The following is an 18,094-nucleotide window of genomic DNA, read 5'->3' as shown; positions in this document are numbered from 1 at the left end:
GGTAATCCTATCTTCTAATAAATGTATAGTCAAAACTACAACAATACCTTATTCTTCTTAAATTTTGAGGGGGGACAAAATAGGGACAAATAACAAAAAGCCCCATCAGATATTCTGATGGGGCTTTTATTTCGAAAACCATGGTTAACTTACCGCTTCTTTTTCTTCATTTTATTAATCCATATCATGGTACCAGTTACTGGTAAAGACGTTGCGATGAGGCAGGAAATAAAATACAACACCTTAGTAAACGGCCCGTAAACATCTCCAATGTGCAATGCCTTAATAGACGCAGCAGCTCTTTCATTAAAAGGCTTATCCCTAAAGACATCCTTCTCCAACACTGTACCAGTATATTGATCCAAAGTCAGTTTATCCCCAGCGGAAGGGGCGAAAAAACCAATTCGATTTTTAGATACGGAGATCGTGCCGGTACTATCCTTCGCAAAATTAATCGTGATATCTCCATCATAAGGCAATAGTCTATTCACCGCTAAGATTGTTTCTTCAACGCTCATCGGCTTAGTTCCATCTGTCGGAATGATTGATAGCAATTTTGGCTTCTCTTCTTTAGGCGCATCGGGGGACTTATAAGTTCCCCAGGTCTTCTGCCATCCAGCGCGGTACCAATCGAATGACCAAAATGGACCTGTCACTGCCATCAAGAAAAGGATGATACAGCTATAAAATCCCAACGTATTATGCAAATCGTGATTTATACGTTTCCATTTAGCCGACCATTTGATTTTAAGTCCATTTTTCCATCCACGCATTTTTACTGGGAACCAAATAATTATTCCCGAAATAACGCCGATCAAAAACAATATAGTAGCTGTTCCCGTAATCCAAGATCCAAGCTTTCTATTCTCCACTCCTTCAATAATAGGATTCTCCACCTCATTCAATAGTAACCACCTATGCAATCCAAACATTGTTTGCATCACAGCAGCCGTCTTTGTCTTCTCATCTGAAGGATCACCGATCACTTGTCCAGTATAAGGGTTCAAGGCCATCTGATTTGCGCGAGGACCACGACCTCCTCCGGCAGGACTGGGAGCAGCCTTCGCTTTCCCTACATCAGCCAGTACCTTTGTCCCTTCCTCGACCTTCTTTTCACGGCCTTCTTTACCCGCTGTGCCTTTCGCATCGTCTTTCTTTCCATCAAACGCCTTCCCTTCAGCAGACTTTTCCTCTCCACCTTCTTCCTTTTTAGGCTTGGCGTACAGAGCGAAAGTCGTTTTTTCCGAATCGAAGGGAACCTTCACCCCTACCAGCTTGCCTTTAATATCTGGTTTAACTTGCGCAAGGAGTGTGTCCACATTAAGCTTAGCACCTTCAGGTTTTACCTTGTAATAATGAGGGATAGCTGCCTCTCGAAGTTCTGTATTGTAGGTATAAATAGTACCTGTCGCACATACGATAAGTACAATAATACCAGAAATCAAACCACCCCAAAGGTGAATGTCATTAAAAAATTTACGAACCTTAGGCCAATTGGATGAAGACATAATGTTTTATTTTTTTGCAAATATATATTATTTATTCTTAGTCTAAATAGCATTGAGTAAAAAAAGGAGGGCTTTAAGGTATATCTTAAAGCCCTCCACCCATAGAGACCTAAGATCTAGTAGGCTCCGATGTAACGATTACCGGCTTTGTTTTTTAATTTAGCACCTAATGTCATTTCTCCCGTCTTTCTATTAAACACATGGATATTACCATCTGCACCAATTCCGGTGACAGGAATATACACATAATCTCCTTTCAACCCTATACCTTGGTGTTGACCAAAATCTAATGTAGCCTCATCAGTGATAGTTTGTTTAATAGCTGTTCTATTTTTCAAGTCAACACGTGCGACATACCCTCCTTCACCATTCAAACTGTACAATACATAACCTATTCCATCCCCAACATATCTCCAACTCTCTATATAACTATCCTTAGTGCCTAATGCTTGGTCTAAGCTAAGTACAAAAGAGTTGTCATATTTATTATCAGCTCCAATCTTTAGAATCTTCGACCCACCGGTACCTTCCAACTCGCGATGTGTAGCTTGATAAATCGCTCCATCTTCTGCGACGTAGTTCATTGGACTGCGGTATCCACTATTGTCACCTGTTGCTTGAGTAGATGTAATAAAGTGAGGATTAGTTAATGAAGGGTAATCAACAACTAAAGTCCGGGTTGCCAAGCGTGGCAAAGTTCCTGCAGGATAAACAGCCGCATTACTACTGTTATATGTTATATAACCATTCATATCGTATTGTCTCATCCAAGTGCCAATATATAACTTATCACCTTTCTTATTTAAGACTGGGGCATCAAAGCGAAAAACATGGTAGCCCTTAGCAATTTCATCATCACTTAAAGCTGGCATATCGAAATAGTTTTCATTAACATTAATTAATTTCGTGTTATGTAGATCCAATACTAAGACCCTACCTGAACTTTTAATAGTATTAATTGTCTCAAACGGAGCAGTACCTTTTTTGGTAATAGCAACTTTTACATCTACCGCAACACCAATTCCCTCCGCAGCTTTAACCCAACGTGGCGAAGTGCCAACGTATGTGGATGTATTTAGTGCGCTCCCTACCTCCGTAAAAGAACTCCCTCCTTTTACTTCATATTTGTTAAAGACACCTCCATCATCGCCTGTATATTGTATATTATACAAATACTGTCCATCGATTGAAGCTTGCAAACGCGCCGTACGATTCGATTTAACACCAAATCCTTTGTCGAAGACGTCCACAGTAAAATTTGGATTCCTAGCCTCCTCCGCTGTTATACTAAACACCTTTGTTCCTCCATTTCCGTCACCTGGATTTGTCTGATACAATGCTCCTGCCAACGTAATGTACCCCTCTTCATTCACAGGAGGGAGAGTTTCTGGACTATCACTTTTTGAACAGCCCACCAATCCTACTGCAAGGATCGTCGCGATTGCCAACGTTGATTTACCTAATTTTATTTTCATGAGATATTGAATTATTTTGGATAATTAGAATTTACTTATTGTATAATTTATTTTGAGATAAAAGGCTCGGCCAGGTTTCTGTACTGCGAAATTGTCATATATTTCAGCGTTAAAGATATTCTTTGCATCTAGACTGGCTACGATTTTACGATTAGGAAATCTATAACTAAGACCTATATCATTATAAAACTGTTTAGGTGTTAACTCTTGCTCTATACCCAACCAACCAATATAAAACTCCTCTACAAAACCCGCATTGTAATAGACATTCATATTTGAATTCTTTTGCAAGAGATTATTAAAGGTATATTGAACACTTCCGTTTGCTGTAAAAAATGGCTCATTAGGTAGTTGCTTGTTGTATTTATCTAGCACTCCCCCTGTTGCAGGATCATATTTTACTTTGTAAAGAGAGCTAAATCTGGAAAAGTTCAGAATTAAATGTAAATTATTATTGTGGGTATAACCAAGTTCTCCCTCGAATCCAACAGCTTGGGCGACTCCAATATTTACAAAAGGTGTAGCCTCCGGCAATTCGTCATTCCTACTCTCACTTGCTCTACGCATAATACGGTCTTTCATATTGCGCAAGAATCCATTCCCCGAAAAAGAAAACTTGTGGTTAGAGAAATCAAAGCTCCCTAATTTAATACCAAGATTAACATTATCGCTCACCTCTGGACGAAGCCCAAGATTAGCTAACGTATTTTCATCAGCACTTCCAAAAATTTCTGAATCCGAAGGCATGCGAACAGCTCGCTCTGTAGACCCAATTAATACTACATTGGATTTAAGTTCGTAAGACAGTGCTAAACCATACCCCATAGTTGACTTATTATTCTGAGTTTCTAATCTATAAAATACAGGAGCACCATTCTCCATCCGATAGCTGGGGGCCCAGTGTGTAGCATTCTGCTTATATAGTTTGGTAAAAACATTCGACTTCAACTTATCACCCATCCACTGAGCCTCATAGTTTAGCGCAAAAACATGCTTTCCCAAATCACTATCAGAACGAAACTCCTTACCAGCTGTCACTTTCAAAGCATCATTATCGTCTCTATTCACGGTATTGAATACATGATTTAAGGAAACACTATGATTTGATGAAATAGCGTAATTTAAGTTAGTCCTTGTTGTGATAATCTCTCTATTGATCGTATTCATAGTAGGCTCTCCCTGTTGAGCCCCATCTCTCGTTTTAATTGGATTACCATGAAAACCAATCATCTTTTCTCCTGACCAGTTATAAACCCAACTTACGGTATCTTGAATATAAGTCTCCCTGTTACTATAATTAGCATTGATATTGAGTTGGAGACCATCAACAAACAAATCTCTTTTTAAATAATTAAGACTAAACACATGGCCTTGATATTCTGCAAATCGCCCCATGTAAGGCTTACCCATCGTTTGCCCATGTTGTATTTCCTTATATGTATCTGAGCCATTATACCCTACGAAGAACTGATCTGCCCACTTGACATCAGTAAAACCCACCTCAAAACGTCCGCCATATGACTTATATTCATCCCAAAAACGCTTCGCAACAACTTGCTCCATTGTCAAATCAGGCAATGTATTGCGAGCAAATTTGCCCCATATTTTATAGCTATTATCTGTCTTAGTTAAAAACGCAGCAGCTCTAAATGTTAATCCATTCTTCGGATTTCTATATTGTCCACTTAAATCTGACTGAAATGTATTAAAAGCTCCATACGACAGGGCTGCTGTTAAATTATTCTGGGAAAACCCTTTCTTTAAAACGACATTGACGGCCCCACCCATGAGATCTCCCGAAAGATGTGCTGGGAGAACCCCTTTATATACTTCAACCCTCTCTATCATAGCAGGAGGGATACTATTCAGATTAAAGGAAGATCCGTATGTAGAAATTTCGATACCGTCTATAAATATGCCAACTGATCTTCCCGACATACCGTTTAGATTGTATTGTACATCGGATCCTAATCCACCATTTTGGCGTACACGTACTCCTACAGTCCGATCTAATAACTCATTCGTCTGCATATTACGTAAGGCAGCCTCCTTTGTCTCTACAACATTCACAGCAAACCCAGAAGTTTCAATTTCCCTCTTTGCTGTATTACGCGTCACCCTCACTTCATCCAGTGATACATCTCCTTTATCACCCACATGTATATGCAGATCTGGATAATTTTTATTAACATCAATCTGTAAAGTCCTAGGCTCAATCTCCACAGATGACACGAACAATGTGTACTTACCTTGCGGGACAGTAGGGAATGAATATCGACCTTGTTCATTAGTAATAGAGACTAATGATGTGCCGCTAATTTTTATTGTGACATGAGATATAGCTTCGCCACTTTCCCTATGTACCTTACCATTTACAGAGAATGTTTTTTGGGCAAATACAGAGGTTACATAGACCACAAAAAGCAAGGACAGGCAAATTTGTTTCATTATCTCAGATTAATACTTTAATTTTGTTTCTTAGAACAAGTCTAAATAAATTATCACCGCTGCAAATCTAGAATTATTCTAAACAGTAAAATGACGGGATCGGGAAAAAAAACTTCAAATTCGGAAAATACAAGCATACACTCCGTACCTTATACATTAAGTGCCTTGACTGCTATCACACTCAACATCCACTACGTTTTGTTGAATGATACCAATTCACAGTACATCATGAGTCCTGTCAATGGCTTTTTAAACGTTCTATTTCCGACCGTCGACAATGCCTGTATCTGTCCATACTTTTTAAAACAGCAATCCTATGTAATCCGGGGAGGAGAAAATATCATCCATCCCATAAAACAAGGAGAAATGTTGGAATGGAAAAATATCTATAAGGATAACCTCGCCATAGCACTTTTCTTTTCTGATGATATTCTAGATGATTTTAGGCTAAAATTCGAAGAGAATAGTGGTCGATTTAAAAATGGTTTATTAACAGGGAGTGATAATAGAATCCGCCTGCTTATCAACCAGGCTTTAGAATTCATGACCCACGATACCTACTTAAATCGTTTACGCGTACAGGCGTTGTTAATCGAAATTTTAGTACATCAGATCGAAGGACTGTATGCAGAAAATGAACGGCATGAAATCATCGCGAATAAAAACCATTACGATAAAATACTACTGGCCAAGAATATTATTCATCGGGATTTTTCAAAAAATTATACCATCCCCGAGCTTGCCAAACATGTAGGCACGAACGAACAGTACCTCAAAACACATTTTAAGCAATATTTTGGCAAGACAGTGATGAACTACATCACAGAAAAGAAGATGGAACACGCCAAAGAGCTAATCTTAACTGGAGATTATCGCGTATCAGATGTAGCACGGATGACTGGATATAAACATTCAACCCACTTTACTTCCGCGTTCAAAAAATACTTTGGATTTATCCCCAATTCACTAAGATACACCTTCTTAATAGCCAACGAAGGGGCTCAATTGCTCACTGAGTTTGAAAGCATGATTAATGTATTATAAAAGAAGAGCCCTCATGAATGGGGGCTCTTCTTCTATATTGTTATATTCAAGCCTACATAAATTCCCCTTTACACGCAATATAATTGTGTCGTAATATAAAAACGAATTTTGTAGCTCTCCTCATCCATTTAGATTCTTTTATAGAGGAAATGTTTAAAACTTATAACTCAAAGTCGTCATGAAATTCCGTGGCGGAATCGGATTCACCGAGTAATTCTCATGAATGAAATAACTTAATTCATTCGTCACATTAGCTACCTTTGCCAATAAACTTAAACGACCGATTGAATAGCCTAAAGACAAGTCTAGCGTTGTAAAAGGATCTACAGGTACCAAACGATTCATTCCATCTCTAACGTTTATTTTACTGTTATTCCAGCCAGCATTACGTTTTCCTGTATAAAATGCAGAAAATCCTACCTTTAATCCTTTAATACTACCATTTTGTACAGTATAGAATACAGTAGCATTGCCCGTATGTGCTGTAGTCCCCACCAAACGAACCCCCTCCTCACTTCCAGAGGTCTCTGCATCCTTTCCTTCAGCAGTTTTATACTTATAGATATCCATGGTTTCTGTATAACGCATAAAATTATATGCATATCCTGCCATCATATCCAGGCCTGGCAATAGTCGACCTGTGATATCCAACTCAACACCGTCAGATGATGTTTTGCCCGAAAATTCCTTCATGTTTGGATCCCCATTTGCCGAACCGTTCGCATCCAAGAATGCCATTTGGGTGAATTTACTATTGTTAATACGGTAAACAGTTAGATTTGTTGAAAAATGACCTCTGAAAAAGTCATTTTTTACGCCTGCCTCATAGTGATCTACAATCGATGGTGACAATGGCTGATAATTAATATCATAACCCGTATTTGATATAAAGTTATTACTATAACTCACATACATAGAAGTTGACTTAATAGGTTGATAGATTAGGGCAAATTTTGGCGACCAAGCTTTATCTTCTTTTGCACCTAACTCTTTTTTATTAATATCTAAATTCTTAATCTCCTCAGTTATTCCTGTTTTATAGTTGTATTTATCTGCATATGGAGTTCGCTGATAGGTGTAACGAATACCAGCCAACACTTTAAATTTATCTGTGACTGAAATCAAATCCTGAATAAATGTACCATAACGATAAACGTCTGTTTTAGTCCAAGCATTCTTTGCCGTATTTGGAATATCCATGCGCATCCCCGCAGCGTAAGGGTCAAATACATTAATACTATCATAAAATGTAGTTACTTTAGATGGATTTTTTAAATCCGCATAAATATCATATGCATAAGCTTTTGTTGAAGACTGATCCGCGTCTGCTCCAAACAACAACTGGTGTTTGATCCCTCCAGTATTAAATTTACCAGTAAGATTCAATTGTTGATTCATGGTAAACTCTTCGGTTTGGCTGCGGCTTAGTGATCGGGGAGCAAGTCCTTGAGCATTTGCCTGCAATCGCTCCGATCCATAGTAGTTTCTATTATAATTCTGCATACTAGCGATTGCAGATATTTTCCAATTGTCATTAAAATTATGATCCAACGCCGCTTGTCCATTCGTCGAATTCGTGTTATTAAAAGCTCCATTTACGTTCAAGAACGTACCACGACCTACTGCATCATTCAACTTACCTTCTACAGATCCTATTCCAAAATCAGGTGTAAAATTCGACTTTAAATAATCAAAATTAACATTCAATTCTGTACGATCAGATATTTTGTAAAGCACAGATGGGTTGACGTACACTCGATTTGATTTCACAACGTCGCGGTAACTATTTGCTGAGCTGCCCGTTCCTATAAAACGAAAGGCAACTTTATTAGACAGTGGTCCGTACACATCCAGTGTAGGTTTGTACGCATCCCAAGACCCATAGCGCATAGATACCTCTCCACCCAACTCGAACTTTGGTTTCTTGGTTGTCATATTTACAACCGCACCACCAGTCACTCCACCATACAATAAAGCCGCGGAACCTTTAAGAATCTCAACAGATTCTAACGTACTCGCTTCGATCTGTCCTCCATTGTTAGTCCGCGCACCGTTTTTAAATATATTATTCGAACCCATGCTATATCCGCGAGCGTAAAAGTTCTCACCTACTCCACCTCGATTGGCTCCTAAAGCTATACCGTTGGCATTTTTTAATGCATCAGCAAGTGTATTAATCTGTTGATCCTTGATGACCTGTGAATTGATAATCTGAACAGATTGGGGTAGATCTCTATCCAAAATACCAGACTTCGCGACGCCGACAGTTTTAGTATTGACAGAATTATACCCAGTTATATCGACCTGATCAATAGCGTGATCCGCTTTCTGTAGTGTAATTTCTTCTAACAATGTCTGATCGCCCTTTGGTGCGACCTTTATCCGGTTTCTTTGAAAACCGACACCTCCTAACAAAAGTTCAAAAGCTCCCTTTTGATCTACATACAGCTGAAACTGCCCATTGCTATCTGTCTTAGTAGACTTACTACCTACTGATACACTGATATCCGAAATAGATTGTCCCTTTGAATCAACGACCTTACCCTTTACCGTAGTTTGTGCATGCGCCAAAGAAGAGATCCCTAAGGTACCCATTAATGCGAAAAACAGTTTTACCTTCATTTGCTTTTTATTTGTACTAATTCTAAATTAATCGCAAAATTAACGCTAGCACAGCGCTCTAAAAATAAAGAATCAGACAAAAACATTAATAATCCGAAATTTCAGTCCCTTCTTTATGTCCGTACCTCAATCCGATTGTGAATTAAGCTTGAAAAAGAAAAGGGCTGATACATATATGTATCAGCCCCCTTTATTTAAGATTTGTAATCAACTAATCAAATTTCCACCGTACAAAAGCTTCAATCGCTTCGTAATCAGCTAGACCCAATTGGTGGTACAAGTCTGCAGTCTCACTGGTACGATCCTCAGCACGCACCCAGAACTCGCGTGGATCATCTCCAGGGAATACAGGCACATCTTTTTGTGATTGATGCTTAAAGATCGCCAAACGCTTACGTTTTACCTCTTGAGGTGAAAGTGGTACCGCCATCTCAATCTCGTGTATTGGGTATTCATGCCATGCACCACGGTACAACCATAACCAGCAGTCTTTAGTCCACTCATCAGTTTTACGAAGGCGTAACAATGCTTCCAAAATAATATCGAAACAAACTCTATGTGTTCCATGTGGATCAGCAAAATCACCCGCTGCAAAAACCTGTTGTGGCTTCACCTGGCGAAGTAATTCCATTGTTTGCGCAATATCATCCTCAAACGACACCTCTTTAGAGAATTTTGTCCGGTCGTAAAACGGAAGATCCTGAAAATGTATATTCTCATCTGGTAACCCGACAAAGCGAGCTCCGGCAATAGCTTCTCCTTTACGAATCAAGCCTTTCACTGTACGTATAATCTCTGGATCTACTTGATTCGGCTGTTTCGTTTTGAAAAACTCACGCGCCTCCTCATAGATCTTCGTAGTGATACCTTTGTCATCTTCGATAGCTACTGCAAAATCTTGTACAAATTCCAAATAACGAAGGACATCATCATCCCATACCGCTGTATTTCCAGATGTCTGGTAAGCTACGTGTACATTATGTCCTTGATCAGCTAGACGAATAAAAGTTCCTCCCATAGAGATAACATCATCATCCGGATGCGGAGAAAACAAAATTACGTTTTTACGAGCTGGCTCAGCACGTTCAGGACGGTTGCTATCATCTACATTTGGCTTACCTCCCGGCCACCCAGTAATTGTACGCTGCAACTCATTGAAGATCTTAATATTAATATTATAAGCAGGTCCTTGCTCTGTTACCAGTTCGGCCATACCGTTATTATTATAATCGTCATCTGTCAGCTTTAAAATAGCCTTATTTAATTTTAAAGACAACCAAACAACAGCCTTCTTCGTCAATGATTCGGTCCAAGCCACATCGTGAGCCAACCAAGGTGTATCAAAACGCGTTAAAAGAGATGCTGCATCTTCGTCAAGAATGAACTCCACATTGTCAGATAACTGAAGATAAGTAGCTGGGATATCAGGAGATATCTCTCCCTCGATTGCTTTCTTTACAATCTCCGCTTTCTTTTCATTCCAAGCCATCAGGATAATTTCCTTAGCCTTGAAAATGGTACCTACTCCCATTGTAATAGCTTTAGTAGGCACATACTCCTTACCTCCAAAATCACGGGAAGCATCACGGCGTGTCAAATCATCTAATGTAACTAGGCGTGTACCAGAGTTAGGAGCCGATCCTGGCTCATTAAAACCAATATGTCCAGTACGACCGATACCCAAAATCTGAATATCCAATCCACCTAGTTCAGAAATCTTCTGCTCATATGCTTCGCAGTAAGCCTGTACTTGACTAATATCTATTGTTCCGTCAGGAATATTAATGTTTTCTTTTGGAATATCAATCAGATCGAACAGGTTCTTCTTCATGAAGGTAACATAGCTCTGATCTGCCGTAGGCTGCATAGGAAAGTACTCGTCCAGATTGAATGTGATCACATTCTGAAAACTCAATCCTTCTTCTTTGTGCAGGCGAACAAGTTCTTTGTAAACTTTAACAGGTGTTGCTCCTGTCGCTAGACCTAATACAGCTTTTTCGCCTTTTGCTTGCTTTTCTTTAATTAATGAAGCGATACGATTTGCAACATGAATAGAAGCAGCACTTTGACTTGCATGTACAGATACAGGCACCTTCTCAAAGCGTGTTTCCTCTAATAAATTTAATCTTGCCATTTATGAGGTAATAAATATGATAAATCGTGAATAGCAAATTTAATAATAATATGAGCTTTTCGTAAATAAAAGTGCAATTAAAAAATAATTTTAAAATCATTTTGATATGCAACCCTTTGCGTAGAACTATATTTGACGCAATGACTCGATGGCTTTCATTAAAGTTTCATCTTTCTTAGCAAAACAAATACGCAACAAATTTTGATTTCGACTATCAGAATAAAAAGCGGATACAGGAATCATCGCAACTTTCGCTTCGGCTGTCAGTTGTTTAGCAAAATCCAACTCATTCAGCTCGGAAATAGCTTTATAGTCGAGTAATAAGAAATAGGTTCCCTCACAAGGCAACACATTAAAAGCAGTCTCCCGTAAACCTTCAATCAATAGATTACGCTTCTGTTCAAATAATAGAGGCACTGTGGTATAGTAATTTTGATCTTCTAAATACTCAGCAATAGCCATCTGAACGGGCGTATTAACAGAAAAAACTGAAAACTGATGAATCTTCCGCAATTCCAATGTTAGTAATGGCGGAGCTATGACATAGCCAATCTTCCAACCCGTTGTATGGAGCAACTTACCAAAGGAACACACTACGAAACTGCGTTGACGCAATGTTTCAAACTTCAAAACAGACTGATGTGTTTTATTATCAAAAACGACATGCTCATAGACTTCATCCGACAAGACATAAACAGGCCACTTCGATACAATACCTTCTAACCGAAGAATATCATTTTCATTCAAAATTCGTCCTGTTGGATTATTTGGATTGTTAACAACAATAAGCTTGGTATGTTGATTTATCAGGGACTCTACAACATCCCAATCTAAATTAAAGTCAGGCCCCATTAATTGAACGGGAACAACTTTAGCCCCCATGACTTCAATAGCCGGTCGATAGGAATCATAGGCTGGTTCAAAAATGATTACCTCATCCTTTGGCCTCAACAACATGGAAAAAATAGTAAATAAACCCTGGGTTCCACCTGCTGTTATAGTAACCTCATTAACCGCATCAACATTAATATTATAAATAAATTTATACTTATCTGCAATACGCTGCCGTAAAGTGAGATTACCAGGCATTGGAGCATACTGATTGAATCCTTCCTTCATGTTTTTATACACCAGATCGACCAACTTCGGGTCGGTATCAAAATCCGGAAACCCTTGCGATAGATTGATAGCATTACATTGCTGAGCCCATTCCGTCATTTGAGAAAAAATGCTCATACCGGTATTAGGCAATTTAGAATCAAACGAAATATTAGAGGCGGGTATCTTCATCAAAAATCATTAATCCATTCGTAATTTTAACAGCGCTAAATCATGATGACAATAGCGAATACGAATGTAATAGAATTCCGGTTTATTTTTCAAGAAAAACGACCAAGTGTCAGATTTTTAATGACATTCGCATTTTAATTACATTTTATCTAAGTTTGATTAAAGCAATTCGCAAAAATTGCCCATTATAGTTTAAAATATAAAGAGCACACGAAATAATTATACACATATGAAAAAAATACTTTCATTGATATTAACAAGTCTCCCTCTCTTACTTTTAGCACAATCTAAAGAAGATTTAATAAAGGAGATTAAAGCTAATCCCAAACAAATGGAAACTATTAGGCTTATCCAGCGAGTCGGAGGCTATGATCCAGACTACAAAGAAATGGAGGCTCTATTCAAGACACTTGACAAGACTATCAAAAAATCGAATGAGGGAAAAGTATTCCAACGCTACCTAAAAAGTCTTTCCAATGTGGTTATAGGAAAAAAAGCTCCAGGAATCACACAATTTGACTTAGATGGCAATCCCTATGGATTGCAAGACCTCAAGGGGAGATATGTACTTATCGACTTTTGGGCTTCATGGTGTCCTCCATGTCGTGCAGAAAACCCCAATTTGGTAGCTGCTTATAGCGAATTCAAAAGTAAGAATTTCGAAATTTTGGGAGTATCATTTGACAAAGACTTCGATTCGTGGAAAAAAGCTATTGCAGACGATAATCTTACCTGGAAACATATTTCTGATCTTCAATATTGGAATAATGGCGCTGCTATTCCTTATGGTATTAAAGCTATTCCTCAGAATGTTTTGGTAGATCCCAATGGAATCATTATTGCCCGCAACTTACATGGAGAAGAGCTAAAGAAAAAGTTAAGGGAGATTTTATAAAATCTCCCTTAATAGCTACATATTATAATACTGCTCCCAACCTTTCATTGGTGGTGGCCCTACCAATAAGCCATTCGCAATCTTATCATTTACTATTTCCTTTTTGACAGGATCAAACGAAAAAGATCGGTTCAAACGCTGTGCTATAACTCCCAGACAGAAAACCTGACTTAATGGGCCTGAGATTTCAAAAGGTGACCTTGCCTTCTCTTCACCTTTGCAAGCTTTCAAAAAGTTTGCAAAGTGGTCAGAAGGAGACAATGGCACATTCGGAAGTTTATTTGCTATATCCTTAGCTTTCTCTTCAGGTATAATTTGCAAAGTGGAACCATGCGAGCCCCCTTTAAAAGTAAGATCTTTGGAATAAATGATCTTGCCAGGATTCAATTTGGCAGGCTCCATTTTTCCAGTACTAGGTGGTGGAATATTAGGACCCAGTCCAGACACCCCATAACCATTCGGAATTGGCGGTAAATTATCCAATCCATCGTACCAATTAATGGTTACTCCGGGCATATTTTTCCGTTTATCGAAATTGAACTTCAAGGTTGAAGACATCGGAAAGAAAAAAGAATTATGTCCATCTAATTTAACCGCTTCCACAGATGACGGGAGTCCTAGCTCTAAAAATTCATGAGCAGTATCCAATATATGTGCCCCCCAATCACCTAGTGCTCCCATACCAAAATCAAACCAACACCTCCATTGCCCATTTATATAATCTCTATTGTAATCATGTCCCTTCGTCTGCATCTGCCATAATTCCCAATCTAACGTATCTGGTATACGCTCAGGGTAAGGAAACCCCTTCATATTAACATCCCACCCATGCCATCGACGAGGCATATTCATATGTGCATCAATCTGAGTTACATCTCTGATAACCCCTGCTTCTTTCCAAGTTTTAAATTGGAAATAGTTCGCTTCAGAATGCCCTTGGTTACCCATTTGGGTAACTACCTTAGGATTTCGTTTAGCTTTCTGTATAAGTAACTCATTTTCCCAGAATGTATGTGCCAGAGGCTTCTCCACATATACGTGTTTTCCCAAATCCATCGCTAACATAGCTATCGCATAATGCGAAAAATCAGGTGTCCCTACAGAAACAGCGTCAATTTGATCTCCCATCTTGTCAAACATTTTCCTGAAATCTTGAAAACGAGGAACATCTGGAAACATCTTCATAATTTCTGCGGTATGCGAAGCACCCATATCTACGTCACACAACGCTACAATATTACATAGTCCCGTTTTATATAATGCACGAATAATTTCTCCTGCTCTATTACCAATTCCGACACAGGCTAGATTGACACGCTCATTGGCACTAGCCAATTTAACCTCACCTAACACACTATTGGACAATAAGACTGCGCCACCGGCCATGGTTGCTCTCTGAATGAAACTTCTGCGGGATAAATAATGATTCATTTATGCTTGGTATTAGGTTCTTACTTCAATTTTTTCAATTTAAGGTTACGGAAGGATACTTCATCGCCATGATCTTGCAATAAAATATGCCCCTGCGATGCTTCTCCAAAGCGATCCCAATCTTTATACTTACTAATAGCGACCAAATCCTTAAACTCTTTTGAACCTCTTTGATAGGACAACATCTTAATACCATTGAGGTAATGAACTACTTCGTTATTGGCTGTCACCACGATGCGCCCACGATTCCATTCGCCTATAGGCCTTCTAGCCCTGCCGTCTTTATTAGACGTAATAAGGTCGTAAAGAGAGGCTAAAGTACGATTACCATCTCTACCCAATTTAGCATCAGGATGCGTGGCATCATCCAAAATCTGAAATTCAGGACCTATCGCCGATCCCGTAGATTTCTCTTTCAAAGTTACGAAATACTTAACCCCGCTATTCGCCCCAGGAGTGAGCTTAAACTCGAAGGAAAAATCGAAAGCCGTATATTGCTCTTTTGTAACAATATCTCCCCCATTGGTGGATTCTCCACCATCAGATTTCAATACTCTAATCTCCCCATTTTTTACTTCCCAACCATTTTTTGGGAAAGCGTCCCCCTTTATACTTTTCCAGCCCGTATGATCTTCACCATTAAACAACAAACCAAACCCCGCATTCTTTTCTGCCTTAGAAAGATTATTCGGTTTCAGATTGACAATAAATACCTCTTTTGGAAAAGCAGTAGGTTTTAGATTTTGTGTCTGGATCTTGATATTCTTAAAGTAAACCTTTTTACCGTCTAATGCCTCAGGAATACTGTGCACCTGCAAGCCTATAAAACCCTTACTATCAATTGTGTCAATAACAAAGGCAGTAGGTATTCCATTGACCCATGTCCGCAGCTCGTCATCTATCGCTTCGATCCGTATATGATTAAATTCATCTTTCTTATACGCGGACTTGGCTTTTTCATTCATGTCCAATGGGTACAACCACCCCCTTCGAGCTTCATCATAAATTCCCCCTGTCCATGCGCGACTTGTTGGATCGATTTCGACTTGACGACCATACACCCGTCCTCTACCTCCGTTGGCAGACGGATCGATATGACTACGTGTCTGTACCCCCGAATTGGTCTGATCACCTTCCAATTTAATATCCAATTCAAGGATAAAATTTCCATATTCTGCTTCTGTAATCAAAAACGAATTTGGCGTTCCTTTAGTCATACGTCCGACAATAGCACCATCTTCTATCGTGTAAGGCGCATTACCCCCTACAGACTTCCAACCTGTTAAAGTTTTTCCATCAAATAGATTTGTCCAACCCTTGGAGTCAGAGACCTGGGCCTGAACAACGCCCACATACAATACACCCAATAGTCCTGTAAGGACCGTAGATTTTTTCAAATTAAACATTCCTTTCATATATGTATACTTGCTTTCTATCTGCCATTGTCGGGCCCCGATTGTGTTCGACACTCTTTCCAATCTTGCATCACAACCGAAAAACCAACTTTGTTTATAATTAAGACACTCTAATAAATACCTCTCGCTCGCTTCCAACGTATCTGTAGCAAATGATACGGCACACCGATCACGCTGTCTCCAATCAACATACTACTACTTTCAGAATTGTCCTTAGGTTTATTAAACTATCCGAATATAACGAAAAAGAGGCAAGATGATTTAATATTCAGTCTGTAAGCACCTATTTTTTAACGAAATCGATTGCGGCCTTACCTAATTATTTTGGAGAAGGGAACCTCCAAGCAGGGACTTAAAACGGTTACAGACTCCCACAAAGGAAAAATCTGTTGGAGATTGAATATTCTACACAAACAGTCTACCTGCTTTAGCCAAAAAGCGCTCTAAACAAATCCTCCAGTGTAGCCATAGGCCGGATAGCGATATTATATTTCTTTGCATCCAACCCCTTGACATTATATTTTGAGATAAATATACCGTCAAACCCCAATTTTTCTGCTTCAGCTATACGTTGTTCGATACGGTTGACAGCGCGAATTTCGCCTGATAAACCAACCTCGCCAGCAAATGTAACCTGGGCAGGCAACGGAATATCCTGTTGCGAAGATATAAGCGCTGCGATCACAGCCAAATCAATAGCAGGATCTTCAACCCGAAGTCCTCCTGCAATATTTAAAAATACATCCTGCGCACTCAATCGGAAACCGAAACGCTTCTCCAATACCGCCAACAACATACTCAGCCGCTTCGTATCAAATCCTGTGGCTGTACGTTGTGGCGTACCAAAAGCCGAGTTGCTGACCAATGCCTGGACCTCAATCATTAACGGCCTAACCCCTTCGAGCATAGCCGCAACAGCGACGCCACTCACCGGACTATCCCGTTGGGAGAGCATTATTTCAGAGGGATTTGACACTTCGCGCAGCCCAGCTCCCTGCATTTCATAGATACCTAATTCTGACGACGAGCCAAATCTGTTCTTGACGGACCTCAATATTCGATACACATGATTTCTGTCTCCTTCGAATTGTAAAACCGTATCTACCATATGTTCCAACACTTTGGGGCCGGCAATCGAACCATCCTTTGTAATATGCCCAACGATCAGCACCGGTGTATTTGTTTCCTTAGCAAAACGTAGCAACTCTGCTGTACATTCACGCACCTGAGACACCGATCCAGGGGCAGATTCTATTTGCGATGAGTGCAACGTCTGGATCGAATCTATTACGATAACATTTGGATTGACGACTTCTATCTGTTTGAATATATTCTGCGTACTACTTTCTGTCAGGATATAGCAGTTGGCTTTTGATGACTGTGACAGTCTTTCGGCCCTCATTTTTATCTGCTGTTCGCTTTCTTCTCCCGAAATATAGAGTGTCCTTACTTCTGGTAAAGACAGTGCCAACTGCAGCATTAACGTTGACTTTCCAATCCCCGGTTCACCCCCGATGAGGACTAAGGATCCCGGCACAATACCTCCGCCGAGTACGCGATTGAATTCTTTGTCGGGTGTCAAAATCCGCTGTTCCTCTGAATAGACGATCTCGTGTATGATAGCAGCTTTATTGGTACGTTTTGTAGCCCCGGAACCAACGGTCGTACTACGCCATTCCGGAACCCGGGATGAGCTCGTCGTTACGACTTCTTCTACAAAAGTATTCCATTGCTTACAGGAAGGACATTGCCCCAACCATTTAGGAGATTCGTACCCACAAGATTGACAAAAATATGCTGATTTTGACTTGGCCATTAGGCTAAATTAATAA

11 protein-coding genes are annotated in these 18,094 nt (G+C 39.5%); 2 read left to right on the top strand and 9 right to left on the bottom strand.

All coding sequences use genetic code 11. The annotated features are described in order from the left end of the window. Positions 1–149 precede the first annotated feature (149 nt). From B5X76_RS19025 to B5X76_RS19015, 3 genes are all read right to left on the bottom strand, one after another. A complete protein-coding gene (locus tag B5X76_RS19025) occupies positions 150–1,508 on the bottom strand; it encodes a PepSY-associated TM helix domain-containing protein (protein WP_079645511.1) in 1,359 nt (452 codons plus the stop codon). 116 nt (positions 1,509–1,624) lie between these two features. After that, on the bottom strand, positions 1,625–2,983 hold the full coding sequence (locus B5X76_RS19020; protein ID WP_079645510.1) for a hypothetical protein: 1,359 nt from the start codon (positions 2,981–2,983) through the stop codon (positions 1,625–1,627). A 24-nt stretch (positions 2,984–3,007) separates the two neighbouring features. After that, complete coding sequence (locus tag B5X76_RS19015) at positions 3,008–5,431, bottom strand: TonB-dependent receptor (protein WP_079645509.1); 2,424 nt, start codon at positions 5,429–5,431, stop codon at positions 3,008–3,010. Positions 5,432–5,521: 90 nt separating this feature from the next. On the opposite strand from B5X76_RS19015, the gene B5X76_RS19010 reads away from it, so the two are divergent. Further along, positions 5,522–6,475 (top strand): helix-turn-helix transcriptional regulator, encoded by a 954-nt coding sequence (locus B5X76_RS19010; protein WP_079645508.1) that lies wholly within the window; start codon positions 5,522–5,524, stop codon positions 6,473–6,475. Positions 6,476–6,628: 153 nt separating this feature from the next. Here the strand turns inward: B5X76_RS19010 and B5X76_RS19005 are convergent, their stop codons facing one another. The 3 genes from B5X76_RS19005 to B5X76_RS18995 all read right to left on the bottom strand — a co-directional run bounded on the left by B5X76_RS19005 (position 6,629) and on the right by B5X76_RS18995 (position 12,521). Continuing rightward, positions 6,629–9,097: a TonB-dependent siderophore receptor gene (locus B5X76_RS19005; RefSeq protein WP_079645507.1), complete on the bottom strand. Its 2,469-nt coding sequence runs from the start codon at positions 9,095–9,097 to the stop codon at positions 6,629–6,631. A 211-nt stretch (positions 9,098–9,308) separates the two neighbouring features. Beyond that, positions 9,309–11,231 carry a glucosamine-6-phosphate deaminase gene (nagB, locus tag B5X76_RS19000; protein WP_079645506.1) on the bottom strand — a complete coding sequence of 641 codons (1,923 nt, stop codon included), beginning with the start codon at positions 11,229–11,231 and terminating at the stop codon, positions 9,309–9,311. Between the two features lie 126 nt (positions 11,232–11,357). Further along, a complete protein-coding gene (locus B5X76_RS18995) occupies positions 11,358–12,521 on the bottom strand; it encodes a methionine aminotransferase (protein ID WP_079645505.1) in 1,164 nt (387 codons plus the stop codon). 229 nt (positions 12,522–12,750) lie between these two features. Here B5X76_RS18995 and B5X76_RS18990 point away from each other — a divergent pair, with 229 nt between their 5' ends. After that, positions 12,751–13,416: a TlpA family protein disulfide reductase gene (locus B5X76_RS18990; protein WP_079645504.1), complete on the top strand. Its 666-nt coding sequence runs from the start codon at positions 12,751–12,753 to the stop codon at positions 13,414–13,416. 15 nt (positions 13,417–13,431) lie between these two features. On the opposite strand, the gene B5X76_RS18985 is transcribed toward B5X76_RS18990, so the two are convergent. The 3 genes from B5X76_RS18985 to radA form a co-directional block, all read right to left on the bottom strand. Next, on the bottom strand, positions 13,432–14,847 hold the full coding sequence (locus B5X76_RS18985; RefSeq protein WP_079645503.1) for a Gfo/Idh/MocA family oxidoreductase: 1,416 nt from the start codon (positions 14,845–14,847) through the stop codon (positions 13,432–13,434). Between the two features lie 20 nt (positions 14,848–14,867). Then, complete coding sequence (locus B5X76_RS18980) at positions 14,868–16,262, bottom strand: 3-keto-disaccharide hydrolase (RefSeq protein ID WP_079645530.1); 1,395 nt, start codon at positions 16,260–16,262, stop codon at positions 14,868–14,870. A gap of 427 nt (positions 16,263–16,689) precedes the next feature. Continuing rightward, positions 16,690–18,078: a DNA repair protein RadA gene (radA, locus tag B5X76_RS18975; RefSeq protein ID WP_079645502.1), complete on the bottom strand. Its 1,389-nt coding sequence runs from the start codon at positions 18,076–18,078 to the stop codon at positions 16,690–16,692. Positions 18,079–18,094: the final 16 nt, after the last annotated feature.

Origin of the sequence: Sphingobacterium nematocida (assembly GCF_900168125.1) — a bacterium.
Classification (GTDB): Bacteria; Bacteroidota; Bacteroidia; order Sphingobacteriales; family Sphingobacteriaceae; genus Sphingobacterium; species Sphingobacterium nematocida.
The sequence above is the reverse complement of the archived record's forward strand: the minus strand, read 5'-3'. Positions and strand labels throughout refer to the sequence as shown.

What these genes read in the sequence shown, in the direction of transcription:
- B5X76_RS18995 (WP_079645505.1), bottom strand. Translation starts at nt 12,521, where the DNA reads ATGAAGATACCCGCCTCTAATATTTCGTTTGATTCTAAATTGCCTAAT.
- B5X76_RS19010 (WP_079645508.1), top strand. Translation starts at nt 5,522, where the DNA reads ATGACGGGATCGGGAAAAAAAACTTCAAATTCGGAAAATACAAGCATA.
- B5X76_RS18980 (WP_079645530.1), bottom strand. Translation starts at nt 16,262, where the DNA reads ATGAAAGGAATGTTTAATTTGAAAAAATCTACGGTCCTTACAGGACTA.
- nagB (WP_079645506.1), bottom strand. Translation starts at nt 11,231, where the DNA reads ATGGCAAGATTAAATTTATTAGAGGAAACACGCTTTGAGAAGGTGCCT.
- radA (WP_079645502.1), bottom strand. Translation starts at nt 18,078, where the DNA reads ATGGCCAAGTCAAAATCAGCATATTTTTGTCAATCTTGTGGGTACGAA.
- B5X76_RS19020 (WP_079645510.1), bottom strand. Translation starts at nt 2,983, where the DNA reads ATGAAAATAAAATTAGGTAAATCAACGTTGGCAATCGCGACGATCCTT.
- B5X76_RS19015 (WP_079645509.1), bottom strand. Translation starts at nt 5,431, where the DNA reads ATGAAACAAATTTGCCTGTCCTTGCTTTTTGTGGTCTATGTAACCTCT.
- B5X76_RS18990 (WP_079645504.1), top strand. Translation starts at nt 12,751, where the DNA reads ATGAAAAAAATACTTTCATTGATATTAACAAGTCTCCCTCTCTTACTT.
- B5X76_RS19025 (WP_079645511.1), bottom strand. Translation starts at nt 1,508, where the DNA reads ATGTCTTCATCCAATTGGCCTAAGGTTCGTAAATTTTTTAATGACATT.
- B5X76_RS18985 (WP_079645503.1), bottom strand. Translation starts at nt 14,847, where the DNA reads ATGAATCATTATTTATCCCGCAGAAGTTTCATTCAGAGAGCAACCATG.
- B5X76_RS19005 (WP_079645507.1), bottom strand. Translation starts at nt 9,097, where the DNA reads ATGAAGGTAAAACTGTTTTTCGCATTAATGGGTACCTTAGGGATCTCT.